Source organism: Pseudomonas sp. NPDC089547, assembly GCF_050280665.1.
In the GTDB taxonomy this organism is placed as follows: Bacteria; Pseudomonadota; Gammaproteobacteria; order Pseudomonadales; family Pseudomonadaceae; genus Aquipseudomonas.
The window spans coordinates 60,121-79,621 of sequence record NZ_JBNNVS010000017.1; the positions used below are offsets into that span (position 1 = coordinate 60,121).

General features: G+C 63.4%; 18 protein-coding genes and 1 pseudogene. 9 read left to right on the forward strand and 10 right to left on the reverse strand.

Annotation, left to right across the window (positions count from 1 at the left end):
- The first annotated feature begins 391 nt into the window (after positions 1-391).
- Positions 392-721, forward strand: coding sequence for a transcriptional regulator SutA (sutA, locus tag ACQKPZ_RS14115; RefSeq protein WP_201207493.1), 330 nt, complete (start codon positions 392-394; stop codon positions 719-721).
- 223 nt (positions 722-944) lie between these two features.
- Here the strand turns inward: sutA and ACQKPZ_RS14120 are convergent, their stop codons facing one another.
- From ACQKPZ_RS14120 to lptM, 6 genes are read right to left on the reverse strand one after another with little or no spacing between them, the layout of a single operon-like run.
- Positions 945-1,640 (reverse strand): HAD family hydrolase, encoded by a 696-nt coding sequence (locus ACQKPZ_RS14120; protein WP_427539010.1) that lies wholly within the window; start codon positions 1,638-1,640, stop codon positions 945-947.
- Positions 1,637-2,536, reverse strand: coding sequence for a tyrosine recombinase XerC (xerC, locus tag ACQKPZ_RS14125; RefSeq protein WP_427539013.1), 900 nt, complete (start codon positions 2,534-2,536; stop codon positions 1,637-1,639). The genes ACQKPZ_RS14120 and xerC overlap by 4 nt, the downstream gene beginning before the upstream one ends.
- Complete coding sequence (locus ACQKPZ_RS14130) at positions 2,536-3,246, reverse strand: DUF484 family protein (RefSeq protein WP_427539016.1); 711 nt, start codon at positions 3,244-3,246, stop codon at positions 2,536-2,538. Before ACQKPZ_RS14130 ends, xerC begins: the two co-directional genes overlap by 1 nt.
- Before the next feature lie 13 nt (positions 3,247-3,259).
- A complete protein-coding gene (dapF, locus tag ACQKPZ_RS14135; RefSeq protein ID WP_391130669.1) occupies positions 3,260-4,090 on the reverse strand; it encodes a diaminopimelate epimerase in 831 nt (276 codons plus the stop codon).
- A 4-nt stretch (positions 4,091-4,094) separates the two neighbouring features.
- Positions 4,095-5,342, reverse strand: coding sequence for a diaminopimelate decarboxylase (gene lysA, locus ACQKPZ_RS14140; protein WP_391130666.1), 1,248 nt, complete (start codon positions 5,340-5,342; stop codon positions 4,095-4,097).
- A 9-nt stretch (positions 5,343-5,351) separates the two neighbouring features.
- Positions 5,352-5,564 carry an LPS translocon maturation chaperone LptM gene (gene lptM / locus ACQKPZ_RS14145; RefSeq protein ID WP_391130663.1) on the reverse strand — a complete coding sequence of 71 codons (213 nt, stop codon included), beginning with the start codon at positions 5,562-5,564 and terminating at the stop codon, positions 5,352-5,354.
- Positions 5,565-5,860: 296 nt separating this feature from the next.
- On the opposite strand from lptM, the gene cyaY reads away from it, so the two are divergent.
- From cyaY to rnk, 3 genes are all read left to right on the forward strand, one after another.
- A complete protein-coding gene (gene cyaY, locus ACQKPZ_RS14150) occupies positions 5,861-6,193 on the forward strand; it encodes an iron donor protein CyaY (RefSeq protein WP_012274777.1) in 333 nt (110 codons plus the stop codon).
- A 1-nt stretch (position 6,194) separates the two neighbouring features.
- On the forward strand, positions 6,195-6,419 hold the full coding sequence (locus ACQKPZ_RS14155) for a DUF1289 domain-containing protein (protein WP_391130660.1): 225 nt from the start codon (positions 6,195-6,197) through the stop codon (positions 6,417-6,419).
- A gap of 146 nt (positions 6,420-6,565) precedes the next feature.
- A complete protein-coding gene (gene rnk / locus ACQKPZ_RS14160; RefSeq protein ID WP_427539019.1) occupies positions 6,566-6,976 on the forward strand; it encodes a nucleoside diphosphate kinase regulator in 411 nt (136 codons plus the stop codon).
- Positions 6,977-7,105: 129 nt separating this feature from the next.
- Here rnk and ACQKPZ_RS14165 read toward each other — a convergent pair whose 3' ends face one another.
- Positions 7,106-9,961, reverse strand: coding sequence for a class I adenylate cyclase (locus tag ACQKPZ_RS14165; RefSeq protein ID WP_427539022.1), 2,856 nt, complete (start codon positions 9,959-9,961; stop codon positions 7,106-7,108).
- A 168-nt stretch (positions 9,962-10,129) separates the two neighbouring features.
- Between ACQKPZ_RS14165 and ACQKPZ_RS14170 the strand changes: the two genes are divergently transcribed.
- A complete protein-coding gene (locus tag ACQKPZ_RS14170; protein ID WP_427539025.1) occupies positions 10,130-10,582 on the forward strand; it encodes a YaiI/YqxD family protein in 453 nt (150 codons plus the stop codon).
- 153 nt (positions 10,583-10,735) lie between these two features.
- Here the strand turns inward: ACQKPZ_RS14170 and elbB are convergent, their stop codons facing one another.
- A complete protein-coding gene (elbB, locus tag ACQKPZ_RS14175; RefSeq protein WP_201201121.1) occupies positions 10,736-11,395 on the reverse strand; it encodes an isoprenoid biosynthesis glyoxalase ElbB in 660 nt (219 codons plus the stop codon).
- A gap of 112 nt (positions 11,396-11,507) precedes the next feature.
- On the opposite strand from elbB, the pseudogene ACQKPZ_RS14180 reads away from it, so the two are divergent.
- Positions 11,508-12,134 (forward strand): annotated as a pseudogene (locus ACQKPZ_RS14180) (sterol desaturase family protein); the annotation flags it as partial.
- Positions 12,135-12,635: 501 nt separating this feature from the next.
- Here ACQKPZ_RS14180 and ACQKPZ_RS14185 read toward each other — a convergent pair.
- Positions 12,636-13,280 carry a DedA family protein gene (locus tag ACQKPZ_RS14185; protein ID WP_427539027.1) on the reverse strand — a complete coding sequence of 215 codons (645 nt, stop codon included), beginning with the start codon at positions 13,278-13,280 and terminating at the stop codon, positions 12,636-12,638.
- A 213-nt stretch (positions 13,281-13,493) separates the two neighbouring features.
- Between ACQKPZ_RS14185 and ppk1 the strand changes: the two genes are divergently transcribed.
- The gene (gene ppk1 / locus ACQKPZ_RS14190; protein ID WP_427539030.1) at positions 13,494-15,743 is read left to right on the forward strand and encodes a polyphosphate kinase 1; all 2,250 of its coding nucleotides are present in this window, start codon (positions 13,494-13,496) and stop codon (positions 15,741-15,743) included.
- Here ppk1 and ppx read toward each other — a convergent pair.
- A complete protein-coding gene (ppx, locus tag ACQKPZ_RS14195) occupies positions 15,730-17,232 on the reverse strand; it encodes an exopolyphosphatase (RefSeq protein WP_427539033.1) in 1,503 nt (500 codons plus the stop codon). The genes ppk1 and ppx overlap by 14 nt on opposite strands.
- Before the next feature lie 253 nt (positions 17,233-17,485).
- Between ppx and trxA the strand changes: the two genes are divergently transcribed.
- The gene (trxA, locus tag ACQKPZ_RS14200; RefSeq protein ID WP_086978520.1) at positions 17,486-17,815 is read left to right on the forward strand and encodes a thioredoxin TrxA; all 330 of its coding nucleotides are present in this window, start codon (positions 17,486-17,488) and stop codon (positions 17,813-17,815) included.
- 227 nt (positions 17,816-18,042) lie between these two features.
- Positions 18,043-19,302 carry a transcription termination factor Rho gene (gene rho, locus ACQKPZ_RS14205; RefSeq protein WP_003253661.1) on the forward strand — a complete coding sequence of 420 codons (1,260 nt, stop codon included), beginning with the start codon at positions 18,043-18,045 and terminating at the stop codon, positions 19,300-19,302.
- Positions 19,303-19,501 lie beyond the last annotated feature (199 nt).

Genomic DNA, 19,501 nt, shown 5'->3' on the forward strand with positions numbered 1-19,501 from the left:
TTTTTTGCCAGATTTTTAGCATTTCCCGCACGGCAAACGGTTTATCCGGCACGTTCGCGACGTAGGTAGAAAACTTACAAGTCGTGGGGCATTTATGGAGCTTTGCTTTTTCCACGGGCGCGCTAGAATGCGCGCCGAGGGGTGTTTCAAGAGTAGTTCACACACTTCTCCAGCCTTTGCTAGGCTTGCCAATAGCGTGTGGCCAGCAGGGGCTAATGGATTTGTCAGGTCCTGCCAGGAGCAGGGCCTGCTGGGTGCCGCCTCCCATCAGGAGCGCCGACCCAAGGGCAGTGGCCTAACCCACGGCCAGTTGAATTTTCACTGGTGGCTGCCGGTCTACGGCTGCACTGGTCTATAACTAACCTGCTTTTCGCAAGTCATGAGGTAGAACATGAGCGACGACGATCTGGAAAACGACGACCTCGAAGTAGGCGACGAAGACGAGGGTGATGAAGGCCTCGAAGCGGCAGCTGACGACGGCGCTGAAGACGCTGGCGACGACGACAGCAGCCCGGCACCCGCTGCCAAGGGCAAATCCAAGGCGGCTGTCTCGGTAGACGAGATGCCAAGCATGGAAGCCAAGCAGAAAGAGCGTGATGCGCTGGCCAAGGCGATGGAAGAATTCCTTTCGCGCGGTGGCAAGGTGCAGGAAGTCGAGGCCAACGTGGTCGCCGACCCGCCCAAGAAGCCGGACAACAAATACGGCAGCCGCCCTATCTGAGTGGCTGAACGCAAAAAAGCCCGCCGTCGCTGCGGGCTTTTTTGTGCCTGTTGTGCCGGTCAGGTTTGCGCGGTCCCTTGTAGGAGCGGCCTTGTGTCGCGAAAGGGGTGCGTAGCACCCCCGGGATTTCAGCTTCACTGCATAAATTGCTGGGGCCGCTTCGCGGCCCTTTCGCGACACAAGGCCGCTCCTACAAATGGACCGCGTAGGCAGTGCTGAAACTTCAGCGCCAGCGCGAGAGTACGTCGGGCAACTGCGACAGGCGCTGGATCTCGGCATCCGGCGCCTGTTCACCCGCCCAGGGCTTGCCCTGCGGGTTGAACCACACCGCCCGCAACCCTGCGCGCTGGGCGCCGGCAATGTCGTCGCCGGGGTGGTCACCAATGTGCACCGCCGCGCTGGCGTCCACATCACCGCGGCGCAGGGCTTCAAGGAAGGGGGCCGGGTCCGGCTTGCCGATGCCGAGGTCTTCGGCGCACAGGGCAAAGCGGAAGTAGTCCGCCAGCCCAAGCCGGCTCACGTCGGCATTGCCATTGGTGACCACACCCAGGGTGTAGTGATGGCGCAAGATCTCCAGCACCGGCTGTACCTCGGGGAAGATCTCCACCTGGTGGCGGGCATGCAGGAACACTTCAAAGCCTTCGTTGGCTAGCGCCTGCGCATGTTTCTCGCTGTAGCCGACTTCTTCCAGGGCATGGAACAGCACGCGCCGGCGCAGGGCGCTGATGCGGTGCTTGAGGCCGGGCTCGGCCTTTACCAGGCGCTCGCGGATGGCGAACAGGTGCTCCACCGGCACGCCGCCCAGGACCGGGGCGTTGGCTTCGAGCCAGTCGCGCAGCACGACTTCTGCGCTGGCAATGACCGGCGCGGTGTCCCACAGGGTGTCGTCGAGGTCGAAGGTGATCAGCTTGATGCTCATGAGTCTGTGCCTTTGCTGCGTTTGGCCCGGGGGTGGGCGCTGTCGTACACCGCGGCCAGGTGCTGGAAGTCCAGGTGGGTGTAGATCTGCGTGGTGCTGATGTCGGCATGGCCGAGCAGCTCTTGCACGGCGCGCAGGTCCTGGGACGATTCCAGCACATGGCTGGCGAAGGAATGGCGAAGCATGTGTGGGTGCAGGTGCTGGCCCAGCTCGCGCTCACCGGCAGCCTTTACCCGTTGCTGAACGGTCCGCGGGCTGATGCGGTTGCCCTGGCGGGTAATGAACACTGCACGGTCACGCGGGTTGCCGATGCCGCGCAAGCGGTACCAGGCCTGCAGCGCTTCGCGGGCCTTGCGGCCAACCGGCAGCACGCGTGCCTTGCCGCCTTTGCCCAGCACCTGCACCAGGCCGGCGGCGATGTCGAGGTGATCGAGGTCGAGGTTGGTCAGCTCGGACAGGCGCAGGCCTGACGAGTAGAACAGCTCCAGAATCGCCTGATCGCGGCGGGCGATGAAGTCGTCGTCCACGCCGCCATCGAGCAGCTGCAAGGCGCGGTCGGTATCCAGCACCTTGGGCAGCCGTCGTTCACCCTTGGGCGCACTCAGGCCGTTGGCCGGATCGTGTTGGCACAGGCCTTCACGGACGAGGTAACGGTACAGGCCACGCACCGCCGACAGCAGCCGTGCCAGGCTACGGGAGGACTGGCCGTGGTGGTGCAGGCGGGCGATCAACTGGCGCAGCTGCTGGATCTGCAGCGCCTGCCAACTGGCGATACCGTGTTCCTCGCAGTAGGCGACGACCTTGTCCAGGTCTCGACGGTAACCCAGCAAGGTGTGCTCCGACACCTGGCGCTCGTTGCGCAGGTGAGCGCAATAAGCCTCCAGCTGGGGTTTCATCAGCGCACCGAGCGCAGGGTCTGGGTAACGCGTGGCACAACGCGGCCGAGTACTTCGGCAATGTAGCCGAGGAACAGGGTGCCGACGCTGCTCTTGTAATGTTGCGGGTCGCGGCTGCCGATCGCCAATACCCCATGCAGCCCTTGGTACTCAAGGGTGGCCACGGCGCTGGAGCCCACTTCCCGGCGTTGTTCTTCACCGAACAGGAAGGCCAGTTCGTGTTCGCGCAAGTTGCCGCTGACCGTTTTGCCGCCACCCAGCAGGGCACCGATGGCTTGTTGCGCCTCGGTGTTGCTGACCCAGCGCCCGACCGGTGCGACGTTGTCGCCGAACAGGATCAGGCTGACGAAGGGCACCTGGAACTCCTGGCGCAGGCTGTCTTCGACCGCTATCACCACCTCTTCCAGGCTGCCGGCATCGAGCAGGTCGAGGATCAGCCGCCGGGTCTTGTCGAACAGCCGGTCGTTGTCGCGGGCCACGTCCATCAGTTGTGACAGGCGATGGCGCATCTCGATGTTGCGGTCGCGCAGCAGCTTGAGCTGGCGCTCCACCAGCGACACGCTGTCGCCACGCTGGTGCGGGATGCGCTGTTCAAGCAGCAGCTCGTCGTGCTCGGCGAAGAAGGTGGGGTGGGCGCGCAGGTAGGCGACCACCGCTTCGGCATCGAGCTCGGCGGACTGCTGGGGTACAACCTGGGGCTGATCGGTCATGGCGGTTACTCGCTTAGAGACGAACCTGTCCTTCGTAGACGCGTACGGCCGGGCCGGTCATCACCACGGGCTTGCCGGGGCCGGCCCATTCGATGTGCAGGCGGCCACCGGGCAGATCGAGGGATACCGGGGAATCCATCCAGCCCTGGCTGATTGCTGCCACGGCCGCGGCGCAGGCGCCGGTGCCGCAGGCCTGGGTTTCGCCCGCGCCGCGTTCCCACACACGCAGGTTGGCGCGGTGGCGGTCGATGACCTGGAGGAAGCCGGCGTTCACCCGCTGCGGGAAACGTGGGTGGTTTTCGATCTTCGGGCCCAGCTCATGCACGGGTGCAGTATGCACGTCGTCGACGCGCAGCACGGCATGCGGGTTACCCATGGACACGGCGGCAACCGAATGCAGCTGGCCGTCGACTTCCAGGGGGTAGTTCAGCGCCTGCTCGTCAGCGATGAAGGGGATATCGGCAGGGATGAAGCGCGGTGGGCCCATGTCGACACTCACCTGGCCGTCGTTCTGCACGTCCAGCACGATGATGCCGCTCTTGGTTTCCACGCGGATGCGCTTTTTCGCGGTCAGGCGTTTGTCCAGCACGAAGCGGGCGAAGCAGCGCGCACCGTTGCCGCACTGCTCCACTTCGGAGCCGTCGGCGTTGAAGATGCGGTAGCGGAAGTCCACTTCGGGGTTGTTCGGCGCCTCGACGATCAGCAACTGGTCGAAGCCGATGCCGGTGTGGCGGTCACCCCATTGCTTGGCGTGCTTGGGCTGGATGTGCGCGTGCTGGCTGACCAGGTCGAGGACCATGAAGTCGTTGCCCAGCCCATGCATCTTGGTAAAACGCAGCAGCATGGGCTTACTCCGGCAGCAGGCTTTCGCCAGCGTACAGTTCGGCGATGGTCTCGCGGCGGCGTACTTCGAACGCCTGGTCGCCGTCGACCAGGATTTCAGCGCAACGGCCACGGGTGTTGTAGTTGGAGCTCATGACAAAACCATAGGCGCCCGCAGACGCTACGGCCAGCAGATCACCTTCGGCCAGGTTCAGCACGCGGTCCTTGCCCAGGAAGTCGCCGGTCTCGCAGATGGGGCCGACCAGGTCGTAGGCACGGCCTTCGCCCTCGCGGGGCGTTACCGCGCTCACGCCCATCCAGGCCTGGTACAGGGCCGGGCGGATCAGGTCGTTCATGGCCGCATCGATGATGGCGAAGTCTTTGTGTTCGGTGTGCTTGAGGTATTCCACGCGGGTCAGCAGCACGCCGGCGTTGGCCACGATGTAGCGGCCTGGCTCGAACACCAGGGCCAGGTCGCGCTTGCCTACACGCTCACGGATGGCCTTGATGTAATCGGCCACCAGCGGTGGTTCTTCATCGCGGTAGCGCACGCCAACGCCGCCACCCAGGTCCAGGTGGCGCAGGTGGATGCCGCAGTCAGCGAGGCGGTCGACCAAGTCCAGCAGGCGGTCGAGAGCATCGAGGAATGGCTCGACGGTGGTCAGCTGCGAGCCGATGTGGCAGTCGACGCCGACCACTTCCAGGTTCGGCAACTGCGCGGCGCGCACGTAGATGGCCTCGGCGTCGGCGATGGCGATGCCGAACTTGTTTTCTTTAAGGCCGGTGGAGATGTAGGGGTGGGTACCCGCGTCAACGTCCGGGTTTACCCGCAGTGACACCGGGGCCACCTTGCCCATCTCGGCGGCCACGACTTGCAGGCGCTCCAGTTCGTCGCTGGATTCGACGTTGAAGCAGTGCACACCCACTTCCAGGGCGCGGCGCATGTCTTCGCGGGTTTTGCCGACGCCGGAGAACACCACGCGGTCGGCGCGCCCGCCAGCGGCCAGCACGCGCTCCAGCTCACCGCCGGAGACAATGTCGAAGCCTGCGCCAAGGCGTGCCAATACGTTCAGCACACCCAGGTTGGAGTTGGCCTTGACCGCGAAGCACACCAGGTGCTCGGTGCCTTGCAGGGCGTCGGTATAGCTGCGGTACTGGGCCTCGATGTGGGCGCGCGAGTACACGTAGGTCGGGGTGCCGAACTGTTCGGCGATAGCCGACAGGGCCACGCCCTCCGCGAACAGCTCACCGTCGCGGTAGTTGAAAGCGTTCATCTGGTTTCCTTACTGCGCAGGCGACTGCTCGGGCTCGGTCTGCAGCTCGGGCTGCTGCTCTTGTACCGGGGCCGGCTTGGCTTTTGGCTGGTGCTGGTGCGCCTTGTGCGCTTTACCGTTATCGCCGTCTTCAGGCAGATACAGCGGGCCTTTCTGGCCGCAGGCAGAAACGAGGCAGGCAACAGCGACCAGCGCCGCGAAGGAGGAAATCAGGCGCTTCATGGGTGAAATCCTTAGAAAAATGCAGTATTGCGCCCGAGTATACCGAGCGACCGGCGGCTTGCCTATGCAAGGGCCGGTCCGCCGGGCGGGCTATGCTTACCGCCTGCGAAGGCCCTTTCGCGGCTAAAGCCGCTCCCACAGGTACTGCACCGGCTTCGGCCCTTGCACAATCCCTGTGGGAGCGGCTTTGCCGCGAAGAGGCCGGTGCGGGGAGCGGCTAAACCTTTGCATTCGGCGCCCGGCGCCCGTATCTTGCCCGGCTTGCCTGTAACGCAGCCAATTTCGAGGTTCCTGCAATGAGTTTGAGTGAAGCGCGTTTCCATGACTTGGTCGACGCGACCCAACAGGCCCTGGAAGACCTGTTCGACGAGAGCGGCATGGACCTGGACATGGAGAACTCCGCCGGTGTCCTTACCGTCAAGTTCGAAGGCGGCGCCCAGCTGATCTTCAGCCGCCAGGAGCCACTGCGCCAACTGTGGCTGGCCGACCGTTCGGGTGGTTTCCACTTCGACTACGACGAAGAGAGCAAGAAGTGGGTGTGTGAGAAGAGCGAAGAACTGCTGGGCGAAATGCTTGAGCGCATCGTCTGGGAGCGGGCCGGCGAGAAGCTGGACTTCGACGAGATCTGACATGAGCAGTGTGCAACCCCGGCCGCCCAAGCCGCTCTACAGCAATGTCAGCCCTGCGGTGCCATCGCCGTGCATCAGCGTTTGCCGGCTGGACGAGCAGCGGGTATGCACCGGCTGCCACCGGCATGTGGAGCATATCCGCGAATGGCGGTCGGCCGATGACGAGCGGCGCCGGCAGATCTGCCGCGAGGCCCAGGCCCTGCGCGATCAGGCTAAGGCACACTAAGCGCAGGGGCTTGAGTATTTGCCCGGCTGTGGTAGTGTCGGGTTCTGCGTCGGTGACGCCAAAGCCTTCACAAACCCCGCCCTTGGGCGGGGTTTTGCTTTATCTGCCCGACGAAAACCGCCTGTTCAAAGGAGTCTGACTGGATCATGAGCACCAAGCCTTCCCTCATCCTCACCCGATTGGACGTACAGCGTCTGGAGCGTCTGATCGACAGCCTCGACGACAGTGCGCCGGGTGTGCTCGCCTTGCAGGAGGAGCTGGACCGCGCCGGGCAGGTAGTGGGTCACGAGGAAGTGCCAGCGGGCGTGGTGACCATGAATTCGCGCGTGCATTGCCGCGAGGAAGCCAGCGGCAAGGATTACCACCTGACGTTGGTGTACCCGAAGGATGCCGGGCCGGAAGGCAAGGTTTCGATTTTGGCGCCGATTGGTTGTGCTTTGTTGGGGCTGTCGGTGGGCGAGCAGATCGACTGGCCGGCGCCGGGGGGCAAGACCCTCAAGCTGAAGCTGCTGGAAGTCGAATACCAGCCGGAAGCAGCCGGCGATTTCGATCTCTGAGATTTTGGGGCCGCTTTGCGGCCCATCCGACCGGTCCGGCGCCCCGGCGAGGCCGCTCCTACAGGGGATCGCGTACCCCTGTAGGAGCGGCCTTGTGTCGCGATAGGGGTGCAAAGCACCCCCGGCAATTCAGGAGCCTTCCGCCAAAACCTGCTGCAACCCCTCATTCAACGCCTGCTCCAGCACCCGCTTGTAGCTCAGGTACACCTGCGTCGCCCCCAGCCGGTCATCCAGCAGTTCGGACAGGTCCAGGTCGGTGATGTAGCACCGGTACCGCCCGGCACCACGGCGCTGGCCGATGATCTGCCGGGCCACCACCGCGTACAGCTGCTCACCATGCTCCAGTTCGGAATACTCCTGCTGGTCGCAGTACAGCGTCACATGTGCTGCACCCGCCACACCGGCCTGAACAATGGCCTGCACCTCGTAATAAGGCTGGTTGCTACCCTCGGCCGGGGCCAGGCACGGCTCGATGCTGCGGGCCTTGCCAGGGCCGGATGGCACCAGCTGTGCGTACTGGATATCCAGAGACGCCTGCCCAAGGCTATCCAGCGGCAGGCGGGCATCGCGGCGCATCACCACCGAGCGCAAAAAGCGCTGCAGCGGCAGCAGCAGGTGCGCTTCGTCATGCAGGGGCAGGCGCTGCTGCCACAGGGCATTGTATTCATCCAGCACATACAGTTCGGCCCAGCCACCCTGCAGGCGATAGAACACCTGGATGCACGCCGGGCGGCCTTGCTCCAGGACCAGGCGCAGGTCGTGGTCCAGCAGGGCGTTGGCATCCAGGTAAAGCGGGCTGTAGGCCGTGCGCTCTTCGCCCAGGTGCTCCAGCAGTGCGTCATGGTCGGCCAGGGTGGTCAGGCTGACATGCCCGGCCAATAGCTCCAGCACATGCGTGTGCTGGGCCACCTGCAACAGGTAGCGGTGGTTCAGGCCCTGGTCCAGCAGCAGCTGCACGGTGTCGAAAATTTCCTCGACACGCTGGCCGATGGCCTGGGCGCGGCTCTGGCAGAAACAACCCACCCGCACCCGGGGGCGGTGGCCGCGCAGTACCGGGCCGTTGAGGAAGTCGCGCAGGCAGCGTAGCAGCGCGTGCTCGCCGTCGTAGCGCTGCACCAGCACCTCGTTCCAGCTGTTCAGCGTGACCTGGTCCAGGGTCAGCACCAGGTTCTCGCGCACGCCGGCATAGCTCAGCGCGTCGGTACGCTCGGTGGTCATCAGGATGTTCAGGTCGCGGTGGTGGCGCAGTGGGTCGACGGCAACATTGACCAGCAACAGCACCTCGTCGGCAACACTGGGTTGCAGCAGGCGCACTTCGCTGACAATCGGCAAGGGCAGGGGAATGCTTTGCTGCAGGCAGCCCACCAGGTTGAACAGCTCGTACTCGGTGAGGTCGCTGATGCCCGGGTGCAGCGCCAGGCGCGTGCTGCTGTCGATCACGCCGTTGCGATGCGCCCAGGCCAGCAGTTCAAGCAGCTCGCGGCAGCGTTTGATCGGGCTGAAGTGGTCTACCTCGTGGGTATTCAGGTTGCCGGTGTAGAGCTCCCAGTGGTAACCGCCGGGTTCCTTGCGGTTGGGCGCCTGGACCAGGGTGAGGGTGCCTTCGGCAAGGTCCGGGGCAATGCCGGGGTTGATCACTTCGACCTTGCCTGCACGGCGCTCGAAGGCCGCATACAGGCGCCGGCCCAGTACATTGAGGTCGCGTTGGTCGGCGCGGCTGCTGGCGTTCTGGGTGCGCGCAAACTCGCTGAGGAAGCGATAGCTATGGTTCAGCTCGGCCACCAGTTCGCGGCGTTCGGCTGCCACCTGCTGCACTTTCCATTGGCTGCGGCTGTCCAGCAGCGCTAACTGACGTTCGTCCCAACCCCACTCGTCAGCCAGGCGCTGCAACAGGCGGCGCTGCCAGCCCTGATTACGGCCTTGGTCGCTGAGTTTCTTGTTCACCTTCAGGTACAGGCTGCGCCGAACCAGCTCCAGGCGCGCGTGCTCCCCACGTTGCAGCAAGTAGCGCTCGATGCGCCGGTACACCATCACATACGGGTCCAGCTCGTCGAGGTCGAGCTGGTTGGCAAACACTGCCTGCTTGTAGTCCAGGCTCAGGCATTGCACGGCGGGGTGTTCGCTGGCATAGGCTTCGGTCAGCAGCAGCTTGAGCAGCGACTTGTAGGGTGAGTCGATACCCTTGAACAGTTGCCACAGGCCGGCACCGACGAACTCGCCCGGCGGTATATGCGCCAGGTTGCCGAGATCGAGCGCGTCCTGGCTGCGGATGAAGCGTTTGGTCAGCAGGGTCTGGGTGTACGCGTGGTAATTGTGTTCCTGGTAGGCGGGGACCAGCCACCAGAGCGGCGTGCGTCCGGCCAGCCAGAGGGTGGTGCGGTAGAACTCGTCCAGCAGCAGGTAGTGCTGGGTGGTGCCGCAGTCGTCGGAGCCCAGCTGGCCATCGCGCCGGCCCTGGGCAAAGCCTTGCGTGTCGATCAGAAAGAAGTGCGCCTCGGCGCCCAGGCTGGCCGCCCAGTCCTCCAGCAATTGGCATTTGCGACGCAGCTCATCCAGCAACGGCTCAGGCAAGCCGGGCGCGTGGCACACCCACAGGTCCATGTCACTGTGCTCGGCCTGGGCCAGCGAGCCAAGGCTGCCCATCAGGAACAGGCCGTGGATCGGGCGGGGCGGGTTGCCGAGGCGGGCCTTGTAGGTGAACGAACGGGCCAGGCGCTGGGCCTCGATAACCAGCTCGGTGCCTGGCTCGTAGCCCGATACACCGGCTGGGGTGCTGCCCGAGACGTAACCTGGCAACAGCGGGTGGTTCACGTGGAACAGCAGCGGCAGCAGCGTCAGAACCTGTTGCTGGCGCGTCGAAAGGCCTTCCATTGCCCGCTGCAGCCGCCCTTGGTTCAGTTGCAGGAAGCGCGCGCGCAGTGTCGACAGCACCTTGCGGTCGATACCTTCGTCCAGGTCTGGGCGGATTTCGTGGGGGTGGTTCATTACGCGCTCGGGCAGGCCAGTAAAGCTGTGGCGAGTTTAGCCTGAGTGGCGGGGTCGGATAAGCGGTAATTGAATTATTGGCGCCATTTTACCAGCGCTGCCTGGTGGCTCCAGCTTTCGCTTGGCTTGAGGCATGATGGGGCCTTGAGTTCATCAAGAGATAACCCGATGCGTGTATGGATCGATGCCGACGCCTGTCCCAAGGCGGCCAAGGATCTGATCGTCAAGTTCGCCCTCAAGCGCAAGTTCGAAGTGGTGATGGTGGCGGGCCAGGCCGTGGCCAAGCCGGCGTTCGCGATTGTGCGGCTGATTGTTGTGCCCAGTGGCATGGATGCGGCTGACGATTACCTGGTGGAACACGCAGTGCCAGGCGAACTGGTGATCTGTAGTGATGTGCCGCTGGCTGACCGCCTGGTGAAAAAGGGCGTGGCGGCACTGGACCCACGCGGCCGCGAATTCGACGAGCGCAACATGGGCGACCGCCTGGCGGCGCGCAACCTGTTCACCGAGCTGCGTGAGCAAGGCCAGGCGGGGGGAGGGCAGGCGGCCTATGGCGAGCGCGACAAGCAGGCGTTTGCCAATGCGCTGGACCGGATCATTGCCCGGCTGTCGAAGGCCTGATAGGGGACGAGGCCCCTGTAGGAGCGGCCTTGTGTCGCGATCGGGCCGCCAAGCGGCCCCAGGATCCCAGCTTGGCCGCATGAATTGCCAGGGCCGCCTTGCGGCCCCATCGCGACACAAGGCCGCTCCTACACAGGGCGTGCGTGCAGCTACCTATTCGTGGGTCAGCTCCAGTACCCGGTCGACCAGCTTGTAGATGCCGCCAGCCGCCTCGCTGATCGACTTGGCCTCCATGTAGGCCGGGGTGGTCACCAGCTTGCGCTGGGTGTCTTCGACAATGTCGTGTACATCGCACTCTTCATGGGTGCCACCCATTTTCACCACGGCCGCTGCGGTGCCTGCGTCGCTACCGATGGTGCAAACCACCCCCGGCCCATAGATCTTCGCCGCCAGGGCAGGTGAAATGCAGATCAGGCCCACTGGCTTGCAGGCGTCGGCAAAGGCTTCAGCCAAGGCCAGTACGTCCGGGTTGACGCTGCAATTGGCGCCTTCCACGGCAAAGTTGGACAGGTTCTTCGCCGCCCCGAAACCACCCGGCACGATCAGCGCATCGAAGTCTTCTGCCTTGGCTTCGCGGATGTCCTTGACCTCCCCGCGGGCAATGCGCGCCGATTCCACCAGCACATTGCGCGACTCTGGCATTTCTTCGCCGGTCAGGTGGTTGATGACATGCATCTGCGCAATGTTCGGCGCGAAGCACTGCACCTGCGCACCGCGCTGGTCAAGGCGCAGCAGGGTGATCACGCTTTCGTGGATTTCGGCGCCGTCATACACGCCACAGCCGGAAAGAATCACCGCTACTTTTTTTGTCATGTTCACTACTCCAGTGTCGAGGCGCTAAATGTCCTCTAGTTTGGCAGATGTCGCCATAGGGGTTGCTGCGGGCGCAGCCTAATCTTGGTGGATAACGCCTGAGGCCGTACCCATGGACCTGATACTGCTGGCCGTGCCGTTCTTCTTCGTGCTGATCGCCGTGGAGCTGGTGGCCGACCGTGTGCGCGGTCAGCGCAACTTCACCCTGGCCGACTCGATCAACAGCCTGAGCACCGGCGCGCTGTCGACCAGCACCGGGTTGCTGACCAAAGGCGTGGGGCTGGTGACCTACGCCCTGGCGTTTGAACACCTGGCGCTGTTGCGCCTGCCGGCCGAGGCCTGGTGGGTGTGGCTGCTGGCCTTCGTGCTGTACGACTTCTGCTATTACTGGCTGCACCGCCTGGGCCATGAACGCAATGTGCTGTGGGCCGCGCATTCGGTGCACCATCAGAGTGAGGAGTACAACCTCACTACGGCGTTGCGCCAGACCAGCAGCGGGTTCATCTTCTCGTGGGTCTTCTACCTGCCGTTGGCGCTGCTGGGCGTGCCGCCACTGGTGTTCATCACTGTGGCCTCGCTCAACCTGCTGTATCAGTTCTGGGTACACACCCGGCACATTCCCAAGCTTGGCTGGCTTGAGTGGGTGTTGATCACGCCCTCCAACCATCGTGTCCACCATGCGCAGAATGCTGCTTACTTGGATCGTAATTACGGCGGTGTGTTCATTCTCTGGGACCGCCTGTTCGGTACCTTCAAGGAGGAAGACCCTGCCGAACCCGTGGTGTTCGGGGTGACCACACCGCTGGCCAGCTGGAACCCGCTGTGGGCCAACCTGCAGTTCTATGCCCAGCTCTGGCATGACGCCCGGCGCACCAGCAGCCTGTGGGACAAGCTGCGCATCTGGTTCATGCCCACCGGCTGGCGCCCGGCCGATGTGGCTGCACGTTACCCGCAGGCCAAGCAGGACCTGGCGCTGTTTCGCAAGTTCGGGGTTGCCCTGGGCCGTGCCCAGCAAGCCTACGTGGCGGTGCAGTTCGTGCTCTACGTGGCGTTGGGCAGCTACCTGATGGATGTGGCCGAACGTGTGCCGGCCGCCGCCTTGGTGCTCGGCTGGTCGCTCATGGCGTTTGGCTTGTTCGTGCTGGGCGCGTTGCTGGAAAACCGGCCCTGGGGTGCGCGCCTTGAAATGGCGCGGCTGGTGCTGGGTGCGCCGGCGCTCTACCTGGCCGGCGCATCGGGCCTAGCGGTGGTCGCGCCGCTGGGCTGGGTCCTGCTCGTGGTCTACAGCCTGCTCAGCCTCTGGGGCCTGGGCCTGGTTCGCCGCCTTGCGTTCCGCGCGCAGGGTGCGAAAGCGCCGGCGCAGCCACAACAGGGCGCCCAGCCCCACCAGGCCACCGAGCACCCATAGCTCGTAACGCTTGACGTTGCCCAGCAGGCCTTCAAGAATGGCGCCGAAGTGATAGGCGGCGGCGCCCAAGGCTATCGCCCAGATGGCCGCACCAATCCCGTTGAGCAGCAGGTAGCGCCGCGGCGGGTAGCCAGACAGGCCAATGGCCACCGGCATGACCGTGCGCAGGCCATAAACGAAGCGGAAACTCAGCACCCAGATGTCGGGGTGGCGGCGGATATGGTCCAGCGCCCGGTCGCCCATGGCCTGCCAGCGCGGTTTGCGCGCCAGAATCCTGCGGCCGTGGCGCCGGCCCATGAAGTACCACAACTGGTCGCCAGCATAGCTGCCGAAGAACGCCACCAGGCACACCAGCTTGATGTCCATGTAACCACGGAACGCAAGGAATCCCGCAAGCACCAGGATGGTCTCGCCTTCGAAGAAGGTGCCTAGAAAAAGGGCGAAGTAGCCGAAATCCTGCAGGAATTGTTGAAGCATTTTCTGAGGTGCTGGCGAAATGAACGCGCAGCCTACCCCTTCGCGCGCGTTCGTGAAAGTGTCCAAATGTGTCTCGACGTGAACAATTCCTACACAGACAATGCCAGAAGCCACGCACCATGGCTTGCCCTGGTGTGTAACACAGGCGTCATAATGGGCGCTTATCTTGCCGCTCAATAGATGATAGGGCGTTAACGTCCTCAGGAACGCCAGATGAATAATGAAGTGCTCACCCCTGTCGTGATCAAGGATGCTCAAGAGCTCCCCGAAGAGATTGTGCAAACCCCGCCAGACCTGCCGCCGGCACCCGAGCCCGAGCCTGTAGCGGAGCTGGCGGCCGAGCCCGCAGCCCCTGCACCCGCGCCGGCTCCGGCAATCGCCGTGCCTGGCCTGGACGACAGCAGCCTGTACATTCATCGCGAGCTCTCGCAGCTACAGTTCAACATCCGCGTGCTGGAACAGGCACTGGACGAGAACTACCCGCTGCTCGAACGCCTCAAGTTCCTGTTGATCTTTTCCAGTAACCTCGACGAATTCTTCGAGATCCGCGTCGCCGGCCTGAAGAAGCAGATCAATTTCGCCCGTGAACAGGCCGGTGCCGATGGCCTGCAGCCGCACCAGGCGCTGGCCCGCATCAGCGAGCTGGTGCACATCGAGGTAGAGCGCCAGTACGCGATCCTCAACGACGTGCTGCTGCCGGAGCTGGAAAAACACCAGATCCGCTTCATCCGCCGCCGCTACTGGACGCCCAAGCTCAAGACCTGGGTGCGCCGCTATTTTCGCGACGAAATCGCCCCGATCATTACCCCGATCGGCCTCGACCCGACCCACCCGTTCCCGCTGCTGGTGAACAAGAGCCTTAACTTTATCGTCGAGCTTGAAGGTGTGGACGCCTTCGGCCGCGACTCGGGCCTGGCGATCATCCCGGCCCCGCGCCTGCTGCCGCGGGTTATCCGCGTGCCGGAAGAGGTAGGCGGCCCAGGCGCCAACTACGTGTTCTTGTCGTCGATGATCCACGCGCACGCCGACGACCTGTTCCAGGGCATGAAGGTGAAGGGCTGCTATCAGTTCCGCCTCACCCGTAACGCCGACCTGGCGCTGGACTCCGAAGAGGTCGACGACCTGGCCCGCGCCCTGCGCGGCGAGCTGTTCTCGCGCCGCTACGGCGACGCCGTGCGCCTGGAAGTGGCCGACACCTGCCCGAAACACCTGTCGGACTACCTGCTCAAGCAGTTCAGCCTCAGCGAAAGCGAGCTGTACCAGGTCAATGGCCCGGTCAACCTCACCCGTCTGTTCAGCATCACCGGCCTGGACAGCCACCCGGAGCTGCAATACACGCCGTTCACCCCGGCGATTCCCAAGCTGCTGGTGAACGCCGACAACATCTTCAGTGTGATCGGCAAGCAGGACATCCTGCTGATGCACCCGTTCGAGTCCTTCACCCCGGTGATCGACCTGCTGCGCCAGGCTGCCAAGGACCCGCACGTACTGGCCGTGCGCCAGACGCTGTACCGCTCCGGGGCCAACTCGGAAATCGTCGATGCCCTGGTGGACGCCGCGCGTAACGGCAAGGAGGTCACCGCGGTGATCGAATTGCGCGCACGCTTCGACGAAGAGTCCAACCTGCAGATGGCCAGCCGCCTGCAAGCGGCCGGTGCGGTGGTGATCTACGGCGTGGTCGGCTTCAAGACCCACGCCAAGATGATGCTGATCCTGCGCCGCGAGCAGGGTGAGATCGTGCGTTACGCGCACTTGGGCACGGGTAACTACCACGCCGGCAACGCCCGCCTGTACACCGACTACAGCCTGCTGACCTCTGACGACGCCCTGACCGAAGACGTCGGCAAGCTGTTCAGCCAGTTGATCGGCATGGGCAAGACCCTGCGCATGAAAAAGCTGCTGCACGCGCCGTTCACCCTGAAGAAGGGCATGCTCGACATGATCGCGCGGGAAACCCAGTTCGCCCTTGATGGCAAGCCAGCGCACATCATTGCCAAGTTCAACTCACTGACCGACGCCAAGGTCATCAAGGCGCTGTACAAGGCCAGCCAGTCGGGCGTGAAAATCGACTTGGTCGTGCGTGGCATGTGCTGCCTGCGCCCAGGCATTCCGGGGGTTTCGCACAATATCCAGGTGCGCTCGATCATCGGCCGCTTCCTGGAGCACACCCGGGTGTTCTACTTCCTCAATGGCGGCGAAGAGCAGATCTACCTGTCCAGCGCCGACTGGATGGAGCGCAACCTCGACAAGCGTGTGGAGACCTGCTTCCCGGTGGAAGGCAAGAAGCTGTTGCTGCGGGTGAAGAAGGAGCTGGAAGGCTACCTGACCGACAACACCCACGCCTGGACCTTGCAGCCAGACGGGCGCTACGTGCGCAGCACCCCGACTGGCAACCAGAACCCGCGCAGTGCCCAGGCGACCCTGCTGGAGCGCCTGAGCAACCCGCTGCTCAACGTACGCTGAGGACGAAGCCGACCCGGGCCAGCCACTCCGCCTCGTTGGCGAAGTCGGCCTGGGTCAGCTGGTTCTGCTCCAGCCAGCCTTCCGGGAAGGCCACATCCAGGCTGTTGTCTCCGGCCTTTAGTACCACTTTTGGCATTTGCTGGTTGCCGCGGATGTGGTGGAACAGGATGGCGAAGCGCAGCAACACGCACAGGCGGATCAGCTGCACGCCTTCATCGCCGAACTCGGCGAACTTGTCCTTGGGGATATTGCGGCGGTGGCCGCGCACCAGCAAGGCCATCATCTGCTGGTCCTCACGGGAGAAGCCCGCCAGGTCGGAGTGCTCGATCAGGTAGGCGCCGTGCTTGTGGTAGTGGTAGTGGGCGATATCCAGGCCCACTTCGTGCACTTTCGCCGCCCAGCCCAGCAGATCGCGCCAGTTGCCATCTTTCAGCTGCCATGTGTCAGCCACCTGGTCAAAGGCATGCAGGGCCTTGCGCTCAACGCGTGCGGCCTGGCCCTGGTCCACGTGGTAGCGCTCCATCAGCGAATTGAGCGTTCGCTCGCGCACATCTTCGTGGTGGTGGCGGCCCAGCAGGTCGAACAGCACGCCTTCGCGCAGTGCGCCGTCGCAGTGGTCCATGCGCTGCAGTTCCAGGGCATCGAAAATGGCTTCGAGAATCGCCAGGCCCGCCGGGAAGATGGTGCGGCGGTCCGGCTTGATGCCGTCAAAGTCGATCTTGTCGACCTCGCCCAGCTTGAACAGCTTGCGCTTGACCCAGGCCAGGCCCTCGGCATTGACCTCGCCATTGCCCAGGCCGCCGGCCTTGATGGCGGCACCGATGGCGCGGATGGTGCCTGACGAGCCGATGGCCTCGTCCCAGGTCAGGCGGTGCAAGGCATGCTCGATGCTCATCAGTTCCAGGCGCGCAGCGGTGTAGGCCTGGGCATAGCGGGCAGGGGTGATCTTGCCGTCGCGGAAGTAGCGCTGGGTGAAACTGACGCAGCCCATTTGCAGGCTTTCGCGCAGCAGCGGCTCGAAGCGCTGGCCGATGATGAATTCGGTGCTGCCGCCGCCAATGTCGGCCACCAGGCGCTTGCCGGGGGTATCCGCCAGTGTGTGCGACACGCCCAGGTAGATCAGGCGCGCTTCTTCACGGCCGGAGATCACCTCCACCGGGTGGCCGAGGATGGCTTCGGCGCGCTGGATGAATACGTTGCGGTTGCGCGCTTCGCGCAAGGCGTTGGTGCCCACGATGCGCACGGCGCCTGCTGGCATGCCGTTGATCAGCTGGGCGAAGCGCTTGAGGCATTCAAGCCCCCGTTCCATGGCTTCTTCGCTAAGCAGGCGGTCCTCGCCGATGCCGGCGGCCAGCTGAACCTTCTCGCCGAGCCGCTCGAGGATGCGGATCTCGGTATGGTGGGCCTTGGCCACGACCATGTGAAAACTGTTGGAGCCAAGGTCGATGGCGGCGATCAGGGACAGGTTCTTCGCGATGGTATGCGGCATGATCTGGTTGTTCTCGGTCGTTAACCTGGCAATCGTGCCACGATAGCAGGCTGTCGCCAACGCGTGACACACAGCCGTTGTGCTGGCCTTGATGCAAGGCAATGTGCCATTCGATTCTATGACGGCTGTGTGACAGTTTCGATTCGCGGCGTCTTGCACAACTATAGTTACACTCAATCGTCCGCGGCTTCCTGTAGACGGCGGGTGCGGCTATTATGGGCCACGTTTTTTGCTTACGACCCTGGAGATATCCATGAGCAGCGATCTGATCAAACACGTCAACGACGCCTCCTTCGAAGCCGATGTACTGAAGGCCGAAGGTGCTGTACTGGTTGACTACTGGGCTGAATGGTGCGGTCCATGCAAGATGATCGCTCCGGTACTGGACGACATCGCCGAAACCTACAAGGGCAAACTGACCGTCGCCAAGCTGAACATCGACGAGAACCAGGAAACCCCGGCCAAGCACGGCGTGCGTGGCATCCCGACGCTGATGCTGTTCAAGAACGGCAACGTCGAAGCCACCAAGGTTGGCGCACTGTCCAAGTCGCAGCTGGCCGCGTTCCTCGACGCCCACCTGTGATGTGAAAAAGCCCCGCAAATGCGGGGCTTTTCTTTTTCAGTGCACTAGACGCAGAAAAAAGCAAGTGTTACATTCGGCCTCGCACTGCTTTTCCAGTGCCCTCTACACGCCGTCGCCGAAGCATCCCTAATTCGAATCAGTACGCGATCCTGTCGCCATCTAGCGGCGCGGCCTCATTAAGCCAGAAGCTTAATTCTCCCTTCTTACATGATTACGTCACTCCCCTTATGAACCTGACTGAACTCAAGCAAAAGCCGATTACCGATCTGTTGGAAATGGCCGAACAGATGGGCATCGAAAACATGGCCCGTTCGCGCAAACAGGACGTGATTTTCGCCCTGCTGAAGAAGCACGCGAAGAGCGGCGAAGAGATCTCGGGTGACGGCGTGCTGGAGATTCTCCAGGATGGTTTCGGTTTCCTGCGCTCGGCTGATGCCTCCTACCTGGCCGGCCCGGACGATATCTACGTCTCGCCTAGCCAGATCCGTCGTTTCAACCTGCGTACCGGCGACACCATCGTCGGCAAGATCCGCCCGCCGAAGGAAGGGGAGCGTTACTTCGCCCTGTTGAAGGTTGATACCATCAACTTCGACCGCCCTGAAAACGCGAAGAACAAGATCCTGTTCGAAAACCTGACGCCGCTGTTCCCGAACAAGCGCCTGAAGATGGAAGCCGGTAACGGCTCCACCGAAGACCTGACCGGCCGCGTCATCGACCTGTGCGCCCCGATCGGCAAAGGCCAGCGTGGCCTGATCGTTGCTCCGCCGAAAGCCGGTAAGACGATCATGCTGCAGAACATCGCGGCCAACATCACCCGTAACAACCCCGAGTGCCACCTGATCGTCCTGCTGATCGACGAGCGCCCGGAAGAAGTGACCGAAATGCAGCGCACCGTGCGCGGCGAAGTGGTCGCCTCCACCTTCGACGAGCCACCAACCCGCCACGTGCAGGTTGCCGAAATGGTGATCGAGAAGGCCAAGCGCCTGGTCGAGCACAAGAAGGACGTGGTCATCCTGCTGGACTCCATCACCCGTCTGGCGCGTGCCTACAACACCGTGATCCCGAGCTCCGGCAAGGTGCTGACCGGTGGTGTCGACGCACACGCCCTGGAGAAGCCAAAGCGTTTCTTCGGTGCTGCGCGTAACATCGAGGAAGGCGGCTCGCTGACCATCATCGCCACCGCGCTGGTCGAAACCGGCTCGAAGATGGACGAAGTGATCTACGAAGAGTTCAAGGGCACCGGCAACATGGAGCTGCCACTGGACCGTCGTATCGCCGAAAAGCGCGTGTTCCCGGCCATCAACATCAACCGCTCCGGCACCCGCCGCGAAGAGCTGCTGACCGCCGACGACGAACTGCAGCGCATGTGGATCCTGCGCAAGCTGCTGCACCCGATGGACGAAATCGCCGCCATCGAGTTCCTGGTCGACAAGCTCAAGCAGACCAAGACCAACGACGAGTTCTTCCTGTCGATGAAGCGCAAGTAAGCGTTCCAGGCAGTGATTGATTGGGGCTGCTTCGCAGCCCATCGCGACACAAGGCCGCTCCTACAGGATTACGCACTACCTGTAGGAGCGGCCTTGTGTCGCGATGGGGCGCGAAGCGGCCCCAAGTCATTTTTGGCCATTGGGCACCGAACGGCGCTACACTCTGCACCCCCGACCGATACGGCCAACACGAGGCTCC